Annotated in this window: 12 protein-coding genes; 11 read left to right on the top strand and 1 reads right to left on the bottom strand. The window is 45.2% G+C overall.

From position 1 onward, the window contains the following. Nucleotides 1-7: 7 nt before the first annotated feature. From GD630_RS12030 to GD630_RS12010, 5 genes are read left to right on the top strand one after another with little or no spacing between them, the layout of a single operon-like run. The gene (locus tag GD630_RS12030; protein WP_143864807.1) at nt 8-1276 is read left to right on the top strand and encodes a RagB/SusD family nutrient uptake outer membrane protein; all 1269 of its coding nucleotides are present in this window, start codon (nt 8-10) and stop codon (nt 1274-1276) included. Between the two features lie 37 nt (nt 1277-1313). Then, on the top strand, nt 1314-2246 hold the full coding sequence (locus tag GD630_RS12025; RefSeq protein WP_229092479.1) for a phosphodiester glycosidase family protein: 933 nt from the start codon (nt 1314-1316) through the stop codon (nt 2244-2246). A 27-nt stretch (nt 2247-2273) separates the two neighbouring features. Further along, nucleotides 2274-3701, top strand: a complete 1428-nt coding sequence (locus tag GD630_RS12020) for a BACON domain-containing protein (RefSeq protein WP_143864809.1) — start codon at nt 2274-2276, stop codon at nt 3699-3701. A gap of 50 nt (nt 3702-3751) precedes the next feature. After that, nucleotides 3752-4609, top strand: coding sequence for a phosphodiester glycosidase family protein (locus GD630_RS12015; protein ID WP_182505767.1), 858 nt, complete (start codon nt 3752-3754; stop codon nt 4607-4609). A gap of 49 nt (nt 4610-4658) precedes the next feature. Next, nucleotides 4659-6074 carry an alkaline phosphatase gene (locus tag GD630_RS12010; RefSeq protein WP_143864811.1) on the top strand — a complete coding sequence of 472 codons (1416 nt, stop codon included), beginning with the start codon at nt 4659-4661 and terminating at the stop codon, nt 6072-6074. Between the two features lie 249 nt (nt 6075-6323). Here GD630_RS12010 and GD630_RS12005 read toward each other — a convergent pair whose 3' ends face one another. Beyond that, on the bottom strand, nt 6324-6752 hold the full coding sequence (locus GD630_RS12005) for an acyl-CoA thioesterase (RefSeq protein WP_007749297.1): 429 nt from the start codon (nt 6750-6752) through the stop codon (nt 6324-6326). Nucleotides 6753-6830: 78 nt separating this feature from the next. On the opposite strand from GD630_RS12005, the gene GD630_RS12000 reads away from it, so the two are divergent. Genes GD630_RS12000 through GD630_RS11975 form a run of 6 tightly spaced genes read left to right on the top strand, consistent with a single transcriptional unit; the run spans nt 6831 to nt 14061 of the window. Beyond that, on the top strand, nt 6831-7394 hold the full coding sequence (locus GD630_RS12000) for an L-threonylcarbamoyladenylate synthase (protein ID WP_143864812.1): 564 nt from the start codon (nt 6831-6833) through the stop codon (nt 7392-7394). After that, a complete protein-coding gene (locus tag GD630_RS11995) occupies nt 7395-9188 on the top strand; it encodes a chloride channel protein (protein WP_143864813.1) in 1794 nt (597 codons plus the stop codon). Between the two features lie 36 nt (nt 9189-9224). Further along, nucleotides 9225-10193 (top strand): methionyl-tRNA formyltransferase, encoded by a 969-nt coding sequence (fmt, locus tag GD630_RS11990; RefSeq protein WP_143864814.1) that lies wholly within the window; start codon nt 9225-9227, stop codon nt 10191-10193. 23 nt (nt 10194-10216) lie between these two features. Further along, on the top strand, nt 10217-10867 hold the full coding sequence (gene rpe / locus GD630_RS11985) for a ribulose-phosphate 3-epimerase (protein WP_143864815.1): 651 nt from the start codon (nt 10217-10219) through the stop codon (nt 10865-10867). A 25-nt stretch (nt 10868-10892) separates the two neighbouring features. Further along, nucleotides 10893-12977, top strand: coding sequence for a ComEC/Rec2 family competence protein (locus GD630_RS11980; RefSeq protein ID WP_143864927.1), 2085 nt, complete (start codon nt 10893-10895; stop codon nt 12975-12977). A gap of 46 nt (nt 12978-13023) precedes the next feature. Continuing rightward, nucleotides 13024-14061 (top strand): DHH family phosphoesterase, encoded by a 1038-nt coding sequence (locus tag GD630_RS11975; RefSeq protein ID WP_143864816.1) that lies wholly within the window; start codon nt 13024-13026, stop codon nt 14059-14061. The last annotated feature ends 37 nt before the right edge of the window (nt 14062-14098 follow it).

Raw genomic sequence — 14098 nt, 5'->3', positions numbered from 1 at the left:
GCTCACAATGATGAAAAAGATTATATATATATTTATCGGTTGCCTGTTGCTGACTTCGTGTAGCGGTATGTTGGATATTGAGTCTCATTCCGCAGTATCGCCGGGAAGCGTGACTCCCCAAGATCTCTCCGCTTTGCGTATGGGAATGTACAATAAGGTACAGAACTCTCCGACGAGAGAATCTTACATCACTTTTGATATATTGGGTGGTGACTTGACGCAAAGCACCGGAAATGCGAAGGACTTGATCAATTCAGTACTTTCTTCATTGAATTCAATCGTCTCCAGTAGTTGGAACGGGTATTATAATGCCCTTTATCAAGTGAATAATGTACTTTCTATCGTCGAATCTCTCCCAGAATCGGAACTGCGGAATCTGATTATCGGTGAAGCGCATTATTTCAGGGCATACATCTATCACGCACTGGTGACTCGTTGGGGCGGTGTCCCTATTCAGAAAGTGAATACAATGGAAAAACCTTTCCGCGATTCGGAAGAGGTGGTATGGAGCTTTATCGAAGAAGAACTGCAGACGGCACTTGCTTTTCTCGGCACATCGTCCAGCTATTATTATGTGTCCCGTGATGCAGCTTTGGCATTGAAAGCCCGTGTGATGTTGGAACGTGGAAACTTGACGGAGGCGGCTACTCTGGCGGAGGGGCTGATAACAGACGGCAAATACAAGCTGGACAGTTTTGATAAGATATTTCGTGGAAAGTCCAATACGGAGGTCATCTTCTCTTTCCAGTGTTTGGCGGAAGAATCGAATATCACTATCTCTACCTTGTTCTATACCTATGCGCATCCCAATCACGGCAGTTATGTCTATCGGCCTACCAATGAGGTGATGAATATGTATGATGATAAGGACAAACGTAAGGAAGTTTCCATTATCAATGTGGGATCCGAACCTTGTATCAACAAGTATCCGAGCGGGCAGACCGGGACTGATCCGGTAGTGATGAGCCGTTTGGCGGAAATGTACCTCATCAGTGCGGAAGCGCAAGGATTCCCGAAAGGACTGGGACGCTTGAATGACTTGCGGAAAGAACGCGGGCTGGAAAGTGTGGATCCGAAAGACAAGGACGAATTCCTGCAATGTGTGCTGGACGAACGTCGGAAGGAACTGTTGGCGGAGGGTTTTAGGTACTATGACCTCATACGTACGAATACGGCGAAAACGACACTCGGACTGAAAGATTATCAGCACGTGTTGCCTATTCCGGGAAAAGAAATGATTTCCAATCCGAATCTGGAACCGAATCCCGGATATTGATACCTATTGTTTATACTTACTTTAAAGAGATAAAATGATGAAAAAACTGATATATGATTCCGCTCTTCTGCTTTTGGGTTGTCTCTTGTGGACGGCTTGCAACAATGATGAAGATCTGACCGTATTCTCAACGGAGGGTGCGAAGACGGAACTGGGACAGAAAATAATTGCCGGAAGTGATGGATACGTCGGACAGTATTTCTCGGACTCCACTTACACGCTGGCTCCCGGCGTACAGGCGCTCGAGATGAAAATCCTTTCTGCCACAGGGCTGGCAGTGAAAATGTTTGTATTGGAGGTAGACCTGAAAGAGGCACATCTGACGATGAAGGCGTCTTCTCCCAATGAGGAGGGCAAATTGAAGACCAAGCAGCAGATGACATTGCAGGCTTTGGCATACGATAAGCCCGGCAGCAGGGTACTGGCTGCCGTGAACGGTGATTTCTTTGCAAAGGATGGAACACCGCAAGGAATCTACTACCGGAATGGTACTTGTCTGAAAGGTACGATGACTGATAACGTTTGTACTTTCTTCGCCATTACGAAAAACAAGAAAGCAATCATCGGTTCGTATGATGAATATGATTCGTACAAAGAGGATATTCAGGAAGCTGTGGGAGGACGTGTGCGTTTGATGACAAACGGGAATGTGCTTCCTCAGACGGTAACCGCATTGGAACCGAGAACCGCTATCGGAGTGACGGATGATAATGTGGTCTATATCCTCGTTGCCGACGGGCGTAACTTCTGGTACTCCAACGGAATGAGATATGCAGAGATGGGTGCGGTGATGAAAGCGTTAGGAGCAAAGAACGCTATCAATCTCGACGGAGGAGGTTCTTCTACTTTTATCATCCGTAAGATTGCCGGATTTGAGGACGGGCGTTTTGCCATACGAAACTGGCCTTATGATAATGGCGGAGTAGAAAGGGAAGTGGCAAACGGGCTGCTGGTTGTGACTGATAATTGATTGTCTGATTATTAAATAGCTGAATATATGATACTAAATAGAATACTATCTCTGTGCGGACAAAGCTGTATCGGAAGAATCGGGCTTTTGTCTTTGCTGATAGGTTTGTCGGGTTGTCAGGATTTTACGGATGATACGGGTGTGACTCTGCCGGAACCGGACTTGAAATTTGTGGATGAGGCATTGAATTTGCCTTTGGATGAAAAGGAATATACAGTGGATATCGAATCGAATCTCCCTTGGAGGGTGAAGACTTCTGCTGCATGGATTGACTTGCTGACCTCTAATGGACTGAAATCCGGAAGCTTCAAAATGTCGGTGACCAAGAATACGGATGTGGCCTCTCGTGAAGCCGAAATATCCGCTTGGATCGTGGAAGGCGCTGAAACAAAGTTGAAGGTGGTGCAGGAAGGTATTGGCATTGCCTTGAAGAAGCGTACGTTGAAAGTGGGAGCTAAGGGGAGCGAAGAAGAAGTGATTCCTTTTGCTACGATGGTTGCTTATACATATGAATTGTCGGAAGGCTGCGACTGGATACACGTAACCGATGGTGAGCCGATCACTCCCGGTGTTGTGAACGACTCGGAACTGAAACTTAAAATCGATCCTTATAAAGATGTGGAAGACGGCCGCACCGCTTATCTGTATTTGAAAGGCTCGAACGGGGTAACCGATATGCTGACCATTACTCAGGACAAGAAACCGTTGGAAGATATTGATTATTTGAGGATGTTCTATGAGGGGGCGAACGGAGATAATTGGGTGAAGAAGTGGAACTTTGACGCTCCTTTGGAAACGAATGCGACTCATTGGCCGGGTGTGAAATTTGAGAATGGGAGAGTGGTACAGATTGATATTCAAGAACCGAATAACATTGTGGGAGATATCACTCCGTTATGTGAATTGTCGGAACTGAAAGTGCTGAAGTTCAAGCATCAAAAGATAACAGGTATTCCGGAAGAGATAGGACATTTGTCTCAATTGACAAATTTGTGGATTATCGAATCAGCGGCAGGTGGTAGTTTACCGGAGTCTTTAGGGGAATGTCAATTATTGACCAGTTTTAATATATCCAATAATCCGACAGCAACTCCCGCCGGATTTGAAAATTCTTTTAGCGGAAATCTGGATCCGTTGATTAAGATTCCGGGCATTGTCACGATTAAAGCATATTGTAATGATCTGAGTGGCTCTCTTCCGGTGATTCCGTTGGATGGAAGTAATAAACCGACTACTTGGAAAAACCTGATGGAATTTATGGTCTATGACAATGAATTCGATGGAAGTATCCCTTATGGATATGGTGCTGTGATTGAGAAGAGTGCTTCTAAAGGGATATTCAGAGTAAATGATAACCAATTGAGCGGACAAATACCTTCGGATCTTAAAGCATGGTCACAGTATGGGAAACGTAAAGAAGTATGGATATTGAAAGGTAATAACCTCACTGAATAAAATAACTTAATTGATTTATTATACTTAACATATTTATTAATCTGTTTATGATGAAAAGAAGCTTGTTACTCGGCATTATCTTGGCTGTATGCTCTTTGGGAATAGTGAAAGGGCAAACTGTATCGGATTCGCTGGCAATCGTATCTGCGCAATGGAAGATAGAAAGTCCCCAAAAAGGGATTATCCATAAGTATGTTTCCATTCCTCAATTATATCAGGTCCCCCAATCTATCAGCCTGATAGAAATTGATCCCGGTGCAGGATTGAAAGTCGGTGTAACCGTCTCGGATAAGATGAGAGAAACAAGTAGAATGGCTTCGGAACAGGGCGCTATCGCAGCTATAAACGGTTCTTACTTTGATATGAAGCGAGGAAACTCGGTCTGTTTCCTTAAAGTAGACCGCCAGGTGGTGGATACCACTACTTTGGGTGAGTTTGCGAGACGTGTCACCGGAGCCGTTAGTATCCGCAAGGGAAAAATGAAGATAATCTCTTGGAATAGACAGATAGAAAAGCAATATAAAGGGAAAAAAGGTATCGTATTGGCTTCCGGGCCGTTGATGTTGAAAGACGGTCGCTATTACGATTGGAGTTTATGCGAGAAAGACTTTATCCGGACTAAACATCCCCGCAGTGCGGTAGCCCTTACCAAAGACGGAAAGATACTATTCATAACCGTGGACGGACGTTTTCCGAAATATGCCGGAGGGGTAAGTATCCCGGAATTGGCGCATCTGATCCGAATCCTGGGAGGCAAAGATGCGATCAATCTTGATGGAGGAGGTTCTACTACTCTTTGGCTGTCCGGTGCACCGGACAATGGGATTGTTAACTACCCCTGCGACAATAAGCGTTTCGACCATCGTGGAGAACGTACGGTACCTAATATCCTTTATATTCATGACTAACATATTTATGACTAACCTTTTTTAATATAGATATAAAATGAAAGATAGAATGACAAGACCTATGAGGTCTGTTTTGTTCGGACTACTGCTAGTCTGCGCTACATTGGCACACGGAACGCAGGCTCCGAAATACATATTTTTATTTATCGGTGACGGGATGGGGTTCAATCATGTGGAAGCTTCGCAGATATATGCGGAGAAAGTCGGTACAGATACCGGTGAGCGTTCGCTACTGTTCCCTACTTTTCCCGTGATGACACAAGTGTGCACACGGTCGGCCTCTCACTTGATAACTTGCTCTTCGGCAGCTGCCACAGCTTTGGCGACGGGAGAAAAGACGACTAACTATGTAATAGGAATGGATGCAAAGAAACAACATGGCTTGAAGTCTCTTGCACGTCAACTGAAAGGTAAAGGCTATAAAATAGGGATCATCACTTCCGCATCCATTGATCATGCTACTCCCGGTGGCTTTTATGCTTCTCAACCGGATCGTTCGATGTATTACGAAATAGGAGTGGATGCGGCAAACTCCGGTTTCGACTTCTTCGGAGGGGCAGGGTTGCTTCAACCTCGAAGCAAGCGTAATGCGTCAGCTCCTTGTCTTTATGATTTGTTTCATCAGAAAGGATACACTATGTATCGGGGGATGGACGCTTATAATCGTAGTCATGTGAAAGACAAAGTGCTCCTGTTTCCTACAGATACGGTTAGCGGAAGCTTGAAATATGCATTGGATCGGTCTGAAAAAGACTTGGGTCTGCCGGATTTGACAAAAGCCTGTTTGGACAACTTTGCGGAAACCGCGAAGAAAGGTTTCTTTATGATGGTAGAGGGTGGTAAGATAGATTGGGCGGCTCATGCCCATGATGCGGCTACGGTTGTTACGGAAACTGTCGACTTTGACCAATGTATCCGTCTGGCTTATGAATTCTACAAGAAACATCCCGATGAAACCTTGATTCTTGTAACTGCCGACCACGAAACCGGAGGTTTGGGATTGGGTAATTCTGATACAAACCTGAATATCGAATTGCTGAAATACCAGCAGTGTTCGCAAGAAGCTTTGACCAATGCTATGCGGAAAATGAAAACAGCCAAAGCCGTTCCTTCCTGGGGAGAGATGAAATCTTTTCTGAAGAAGAAGCTGGGCTTTTGGGAACAGATTACGATTACCCCGCATGAAGAGTTGGAGCTGTTGATATGCTATGAGCAGTCTTTCTTGAAGAAGAAATCAAAAGATATAGTGAGCCTCTATGCTAAAGATGAGCCTTTGGCGGTGGCTGCGGTCGCCTTGCTAGATAAAAAAGCCTCTATTGGGTGGACTACCAAATCTCATACAGGTGCTCCGGTGCCTCTGTATGTTGTAGGGAAACAGGCTCATTTGTATTCGGGCAGAAGAGATAACACGGATATGGCGAATATCTTGAGGCAGCTGTTTAACCTCAAGCAGTGGGAAGAATAAGGCCTTGCTGTGCGAAAAAGAGTGGGGTTTTATGTAGCTGGGTAGTCGTCACTTTACAAGGGGACAATGGTCACTTTGTAGAATGACAATAGTCACCTTATAAAGTGACAAATATCATTCTATAAGGTGACTACCTATTTTCAAACGGACGTGAGTCCTAAAGATACAAAATTAATTGGTGAAAAGCAATAGGGGGGCAGTAATTTTGATAGTATTATCAACAGATGTTTGCCTTTGTAATGCTTGGGCTCATTTTCGCAAATCCCGTCCCTCATACTTGCATATCGCCTCTATCCACTCTTTTGTCAAGGGGATGGATTCATGCTTTTCGAGGTCGAAAGTCACCATGACGGACTTGCAGATACATTTTATTTCATTCGTTGTGGTGTCAATGACCCGTTGGATGAGATGAAAGCTTTTCGTACCTATTTGGGAGACAGCCGTTTGCACAGCGATGTGGTCTGAGGCGAAGATTTGTTTGACGAAGTCCGCTTCGATGTGAACGACGACAATTCCCATCTTTTCCCAATCGACTCCCGGACATACTGAAGCGAAGTATTCAGTCTTTCCCAAATCATAAAAAGAGAAATAAACAGTATTGTTGACGTGCCCGAATTTGTCTACGTCATTGAAGCGCAACTGGATAGGCAGAGTGTGGTGAAATACGATTTCTTCCATTGTTTTCACTTAATCTTTTTGAATTCGGCGCAAAAGTACTACTTTTGCGTGTTATTCTCAACAGAAATTAATCAAGAAATGATAGAAGATATTAAAAAAGCCTGTCAGGTGATGAATGAAGGAGGAGTTATTCTCTATCCTACCGATACCGTATGGGGAATAGGCTGCGACGCTACTAATGAAGAGGCTGTACGCCGTGTGTATGAGATTAAGAAACGTGCTGATAGCAAGGCTATGCTGGTGTTGGTGGACAGTCCTGTGAAGGTGGATTTTTATGTACAGGATGTACCGGCTGTAGCGTGGGACTTGATTGAAGTTGCCGACAAGCCGTTGACGATTATATATTCCGGTGCGCGCAATTTAGCGACGAACCTGTTGGCGGAAGACGGCAGTGTGGGAATCCGTGTTACAAACGAAGAATTTTCCCGAAGGCTCTGCCAGCAATTCCGCAAAGCGATTGTCTCCACATCGGCCAATGTGAGCGGTCAGCCCGGAGCTGCGAATTTTAGTGAGATCAGCGATGAAATCAAGTCAGCGGTGGACTATATCGTCGGTTTCCGTCAAGGGGATATGAGTCGGCCGAAACCCTCAAGCATTATTAAGTTGGACAAAGGTGGAGTGATTAAGATAATTCGCGAATAAATGAAAGAAGAAAAACTGAGTTTATTACAGCGTTGTATCAAGTGGCGGGAAGCGAATATAAAGGAAAAGCAGTTTATCCTTATATTAAGTTTTCTGGTCGGTATCTTTACAGCCTTTGCCGCTTTGATCTTGAAGTTCCTGATTCATCAGATACAGAATTTTCTGACCGATAATTTCAATGTGACCGGAGCTAACTATTTGTATCTGGTATATCCGGTAGTCGGAATTTTCCTGGCTGGCTGGTTTGTACGCAACATTGTTAAAGACGATATCAGCCATGGAGTCACAAAGATTCTGTATGCCATTTCCCGCCGACAGGGACGCATCAAACGACATAATATCTGGTCGTCTACTATTGCCAGTGCGATAACCATCGGTTTTGGTGGATCGGTCGGGGCGGAGGCGCCTATCGTCTTGACAGGTTCCGCCATCGGCTCCAATCTGGGAAGTGTGTTCAAGATGGAGCACCGTACGTTGATGTTGCTCGTAGGTTGTGGTGCGGCGGGTGCGGTTGCCGGTATCTTTAAAGCACCGATTGCGGGATTGGTATTTACATTGGAAGTTCTGATGATTGACCTTACCATGTCGTCCCTGCTTCCGTTGCTGATTTCTGCGGTCACGGCAGCTACCGTTTCCTATATTACTACCGGTACGGAGGCTATGTTTAAATTCCACCTCGATCAGGCGTTCGAATTGGAACGTATTCCTTATGTCATTCTGCTGGGTATCTTTTGTGGTTTGGTTTCGCTTTATTTCACACGTGCCATGAATTCGGTGGAGGGCGTTTTCGGCAAGCTCAATAATCCCTATAAGAAACTAGCTTTCGGCGGTGTGATGTTGAGTGTGTTGATTTTCCTTTTCCCGCCTCTCTACGGTGAAGGATACGATACGATTGAGCTGTTGCTGAACGGAACTTCCACAGCCGAATGGGATACGGTGATGAACAACTCCATGTTTTATGGTTATGGCAATCTGCTGTTGGTCTATCTGATGTTGATCATTCTGTTGAAAGTATTTGCCTCTAGCGCGACGAATGGTGGCGGCGGTTGCGGTGGTATCTTTGCCCCTTCGCTTTATTTGGGGTGCATCGCCGGATTCGTCTTTTCCCATTTCAGTAATGACTTTACTTTCTCCGCCTATCTGCCCGAAAAGAATTTTGCTTTGATGGGAATGGCGGGAGTCATGAGCGGTGTTATGCATGCTCCTCTGACGGGAGTATTTCTGATAGCCGAGCTGACGGGGGGATACGATTTGTTCCTTCCGCTGATGATTGTATCCGTTAGCTCATACCTGACGATTATCGCGTTTGAGCCTCATAGTATATACTCCATGCGTCTGGCAAAGAAGGGACAGCTGATTACGCATCACAAAGACAAGGCTGTGTTGACATTGATGAAGATGGAGAATGTGGTGGAGAAGGATTTTGTAGTTGTACATCCGGAGATGGATTTGGGTGAGCTGGTGAAAGCGATTGCCGCTTCCCATCGGAATGTGTTCCCGGTGACGGATAAAAAAACGGGCGAACTGTTGGGTATTGTCCTGCTCGATGACATCCGTAACATCATGTTCCGGCAAGAACTTTATCATCGTTTCACTGTTAACAAATTGATGACATCCGCTCCTGCCAAAATATTCGATACGGACGGAATGGAACAGGTAATGCAGACGTTTGACGATACGAAAGCCTGGAATCTTCCGGTGGTGGACGAGGAGGGACGCTATGAGGGCTTTGTCTCTAAATCGAAGATTTTTAACTCATATCGGCAGGTGCTGGTACATTTTTCGGAAGACTAGACTTTGCGTTTAAGTTAATGATAACATAGTTGGATTATGAAGAAAGAAGACTTAAGAATAGTATATATGGGTACTCCCGATTTTGCGGTGGAGGCCTTGCGTCAGTTGGTGGAAGGCGGTTATAATGTAGTGGGTGTGATCACAATGCCCGACAAGCCTGCCGGACGCGGACATAAAATACAGTATTCTCCGGTCAAGCAATATGCGTTGGAGCGGAACTTACCGTTGCTTCAGCCCGAGAAGTTGAAAGATGAGGCTTTTGTGGAGGCCTTGCGCGAATGGAAAGCCGACTTGCAGATTGTGGTTGCTTTCCGGATGTTGCCGGAGGTGGTCTGGAATATGCCGCGACTGGGTACGTTTAACCTTCATGCTTCTCTGCTTCCTCAATATCGTGGAGCTGCTCCTATTAATTGGGCGGTGATCAATGGTGACACGGAGACAGGAATCACTACGTTTTTCCTGAAACATGAGATTGATACGGGAGAGGTTATTCAGCAGGTACGTGTGCCTATTGCGGATACAGACAATGTGGAAGTGGTACATGACAAATTGATGATGTTGGGAGGGAAACTGGTTCCTGAAACGGTAGACGCTATATTGAATGGAACGGTAAAACCGATTCCTCAAGAAGAAATGGCGGTTGTCGGTGAACTCCGTCCAGCTCCGAAGATATTCAAAGATACTTGCCGGATTGATTGGAATCAACCGGTGAAGAAGGTGTACGACTTTATTCGTGGATTATCGCCTTATCCCGCTGCCTGGAGTGAACTGGTCACTTCTGAAAATGAAACGGTAGTGGTGAAAATCTTCGAGACTGAAAAGATATACGAATCACATCAGCTCTCTGCGGGAACGGTTGTGACGGATGGCAAGAAATATATAAAGGTTGCCGTGCCGGATGGGTTTGTATCCATTCTTTCCTTGCAGCTTCCCGGCAAGAAACGTTTGAAAACAGATGAGTTGCTTCGTGGATACCGTTTGGCGGACGGCTGTAAGATGAAGTGATAAACCTTAAATATAGAAGAATTATGAAACCGATTATTGCTCCTTCCATTCTTTCTGCCGATTTCGGACATTTGGCGAAAGATATTGAAATGATAAACCGCAGTGAAGCGGAGTGGGTACATATTGATATAATGGACGGGGTTTTTGTCCCGAACATTTCATTCGGCTTTCCGGTATTGAAGTATGTAGCGAAGTTGAGTAAGAAGCCGTTGGACGTGCATCTGATGATTGTTAATCCGGAAAAATTCATCCCTGAAGTAAAGGCGTTGGGCGCTCATACGATGAATGTGCATTATGAGGCTTGTCCGCATTTGCATCGGGTGATACAGCAAATCAGGGAAGCGGGGATGCAGCCTGCCGTAACCATTAATCCTGCTACTCCGGTAGCTCTGCTGCAAGATATTATCCGAGATGTGTATATGGTGCTTGTCATGAGCGTGAATCCGGGATTCGGCGGACAGAAGTTTATCGAACATTCGGTTGAGAAAGTCCGTGAGCTGCGTGCCCTGATTGAACGGACAGGATCGAAAGCGCTGATTGAAGTAGACGGTGGTGTGAATTTGGAAACAGGAGCCCGACTGGTTGAGGCGGGAGCTGATGCGTTGGTGGCCGGTAATGCCGTCTTTGCAGCACCGGATCCGGAGGCGATGATTCATCAATTACATGACTTGTAATTATTGCATCCATCAATATCCTTATATGCGCCTGGTTATCCCTTGGATAGCAGGCGTTTTTTGTGGAGAACGCTTTTTCGACTGTTCGATGGATGTTCTTTGGGGAGTATCGGCTTCCATCTTCCTGTTAATCTTGGCTTTTCTCTTTCATTTCTGTGAGCATTATTCGCAGCGTTGGTGTTTCGGAGCAGTCCTGACAGTCCTGTGTTTCGCGGGCGGATGGACGGGAATAACTTGGCAGCTGCGGCAAACACAATATACCTTTCCTGACGATGACGTAATTTATCGGGCTCTGATAACGGATACTCCACAACCAAGGGAGCGTACATCGCTCTGCAGGGTACTTGTGAAAGAATATTATGATTCTATCGGTAGTCATCCGGTAGAGCGAAAAGCGATACTCTATCTGAAACAGGATTCAGCTGCCGCCTGCTTGAAGAACGGGGATGAATTGTTGGTTTCTACACGCATTTCCCCACCTGCTAATCAGAAGAACTTCGATGAATTTGATTATGCCCGCTACTTGATGCGAAGAGGTATTAGTGGGACGGGCTATGTCGCTGCCGGAAAATGGATAACACTGCGTTCTGTGCAGACAAACGGAGTGATTCATTTGCGTCTTCGGTGTCTGGCCGATTCTTACCGTGAGAAAGTAATAGCTCTTTACCGTCAATTAGGCTTTACCGGAGATGAACTGGCCGTGCTGTCTGCCTTGACCATTGGTGATAAGACTGAATTAAGCGAATCTGTTCGCGAAAGCTATTCGATAGCCGGCGCGAGTCATATTCTAGCTCTATCCGGGTTACACATCGGGCTTCTGTATGCTTTTCTTTTCTTTATTCTACGACCTGTTGCCCGAAAAGGACGGACCGGCAGATGTGTTCGTTCCGTGTCTCTTTTAGTCTTATTATGGGCTTTCGCCTTTTTTACGGGACTTTCTCCCTCAGTAGTCCGTTCGGTCACCATGTTCTCCATCCTGGCATTGGCAGATATATTCGGCCGTCAACCATTTTCCTTGAATACATTAGCTGCGACGGCATGGTTTATGCTGCTTTGTGATCCGGCAGGACTGTTTGATGTCGGCTTTCAGCTTTCCTTCCTTGCGGTTGCCTCCATTTTATTGATCCAAAGGCCGGTTTATCGCCTGTTTACTGTAAGAAACAGAGTGGGGAAGTCCGTCTGGGGATTGATGAGCGTATCTATTGCTGCACAGATAGGGACTGCTCCGCTTGTCATGTTTTACTTCTCCCAATTCTCCGTACACTTTCTTTTGACGAATCTGCTGGTTATTCCTTTGATTACTATTATCCTGTATGCCGCTATTTTCATGCTTCTTTTGACTCCTTTTCCTTGGCTTCAGATATGGGCAGCGGTAGGTGTCAGAAAACTGTTGGAGGGATTGAACCTCTTTGTGAGATGGGTGGAGCAACTTCCTTGCTCGTCCGTCGATGGAATCTGGCTTTATCAATTGGAAGTTTGCGGTATCTATGTTTTCCTGTTTGGAGTAGCCTGTTACTGTTTGCATAGGCGGCTTAGAAACCTGTTATTCTGTCTTCTTTCCGTTCTTTTATTAAGTATTTATCATGTTACGATGGTTTGGATAGACCGTCCGCAGACAGGTTTGGTCTTTTATAATGTACCGGGTTGTCCGGCGGTTCATTGCATAGAAAGTAGTGGACATTCCTGGATAAGTTATGCGGATACGTTACCGAACAAAAAAGCATTGGAACGTGTGACAGCCAACTATTGGAAACGCCGGCATCTTTTACCACCGGCGGAAATCACCTCCGACTGTCGGACTGACGTATTCTCCCGACAACGGCAACTTGTATCATTTCATGGATGTAATATCTGTATTGTAAACGATAATCATTGGCAGACGTTGCGGAACAAATCGACAACTCCCACGTTATATATTGATTATCTTTACTTATGCAAAGGCTATGACGGCCGATTGAAAGAACTTACCAAATTCTTTCTTCCCGATTGTATTATCTTCGATGCCTCCCTCTCAGAGTATCGTAGAGGCCGTTTTAAGGAGGAATGCAAGGAATACGGTTTACATTTTATCTCCTTATCGGAAGAAGGTTCTGTCCGCTTTTTGCTCTAAGTACAAAGAATTATCGTACATTTGCACCTTGATAAAGAAAAAGAGTATGTTGACGAAAGTAATAGAACAAGCTAAAATAGACCATTTCACTAAATGGTTTGAGCGAGCTGACAAAATAGTAATAGTATCTCATGTATCTCCTGACGGTGATGCAATCGGTTCATCACTGGGATTATATCATTTCTTGGATTCTCAGGAAAAGACAGTGAACGTAATTGTGCCTAATGCATTTCCCGATTTCCTCAAGTGGATGCCGGACAGTAAGGACATTCTTTTGTATGACCGCTATAAAGAGTTTGCGGATAAACTGCTTGCTGAGGCCGATGTCATCTGTTGCTTGGACTTCAACGCACTGAAACGCATCGAAGATATGGCGGATGCCGTAGCTGCTTCTCCTGCACGTAAGATACTGATAGACCATCATTTGTATCCCGAAGACTTCTGTAAGATAACGATGTCCTACCCGAAGATTTCTTCTACTTCCGAACTGGTGTTCCGCCTTATTTGCCGGATGGGCTATTTCGACGAGATTTCTAAAGAAGGTGCCGAGTGTATCTATACGGGCATGATGACCGATACGGGTGGTTTTACCTATAATTCCAACAATCGGGAGATCTACTTCATTATCAGCGAACTCCTTTCCAAAGGCATTGATAAAGACGATATCTATCGTAAGGTGTACAACACCTATTCCGAGAGCCGTTTGCGGCTGATGGGATATGTCTTGTCGAACATGACTGTCTATTCGGATTGCAACTCGGCATTAATTACACTGACAAAAGCCGAACAAAGTAAGTTCCACTATATAAAAGGGGATAGTGAAGGCTTTGTCAATATCCCTCTCAGCATTAAGAACGTTCGCTTTTCCTGCTTTTTGCGGGAAGATACAGAGAAACCGATGATTAAAATTTCCCTCCGTTCGGTCGGGACTTTTCCGTGCAATCAGTTGGCTGCCGAATTCTTTAACGGTGGCGGCCACTTGAACGCGTCCGGAGGTGAATTTTTCGGAACGATGGAAGAGGCAAAAGCTGTTTTCGAGAAAGCGCTTGAGAAATATAAGCCTCTATTAACAGCCAAAAGCTAAAGGCGGAAGGTTAAAAGTGAATATGGAAAGGTTAAAA

The sequence above is a fragment of the Bacteroides zhangwenhongii genome (assembly GCF_009193325.2).
Taxonomy (GTDB): Bacteria; Bacteroidota; Bacteroidia; order Bacteroidales; family Bacteroidaceae; genus Bacteroides; species Bacteroides zhangwenhongii.
This window is presented reverse-complemented; position numbering and strand designations above follow the sequence as displayed.

Bases quoted from the DNA above. Each gene is read 5' to 3' on its own strand.
- GD630_RS11975 (WP_143864816.1), top strand. From the start codon at position 13,024: ATGTTGACGAAAGTAATAGAACAAGCTAAAATAGACCATTTCACTAAA.
- GD630_RS12015 (WP_182505767.1), top strand. From the start codon at position 3,752: ATGAAAAGAAGCTTGTTACTCGGCATTATCTTGGCTGTATGCTCTTTG.
- GD630_RS11980 (WP_143864927.1), top strand. From the start codon at position 10,893: ATGCGCCTGGTTATCCCTTGGATAGCAGGCGTTTTTTGTGGAGAACGC.
- fmt (WP_143864814.1), top strand. From the start codon at position 9,225: ATGAAGAAAGAAGACTTAAGAATAGTATATATGGGTACTCCCGATTTT.
- GD630_RS12010 (WP_143864811.1), top strand. From the start codon at position 4,659: ATGACAAGACCTATGAGGTCTGTTTTGTTCGGACTACTGCTAGTCTGC.
- rpe (WP_143864815.1), top strand. From the start codon at position 10,217: ATGAAACCGATTATTGCTCCTTCCATTCTTTCTGCCGATTTCGGACAT.
- GD630_RS12025 (WP_229092479.1), top strand. From the start codon at position 1,314: ATGAAAAAACTGATATATGATTCCGCTCTTCTGCTTTTGGGTTGTCTC.
- GD630_RS11995 (WP_143864813.1), top strand. From the start codon at position 7,395: ATGAAAGAAGAAAAACTGAGTTTATTACAGCGTTGTATCAAGTGGCGG.
- GD630_RS12000 (WP_143864812.1), top strand. From the start codon at position 6,831: ATGATAGAAGATATTAAAAAAGCCTGTCAGGTGATGAATGAAGGAGGA.
- GD630_RS12030 (WP_143864807.1), top strand. From the start codon at position 8: ATGATGAAAAAGATTATATATATATTTATCGGTTGCCTGTTGCTGACT.
- GD630_RS12020 (WP_143864809.1), top strand. From the start codon at position 2,274: ATGATACTAAATAGAATACTATCTCTGTGCGGACAAAGCTGTATCGGA.
- GD630_RS12005 (WP_007749297.1), bottom strand. From the start codon at position 6,752: ATGGAAGAAATCGTATTTCACCACACTCTGCCTATCCAGTTGCGCTTC.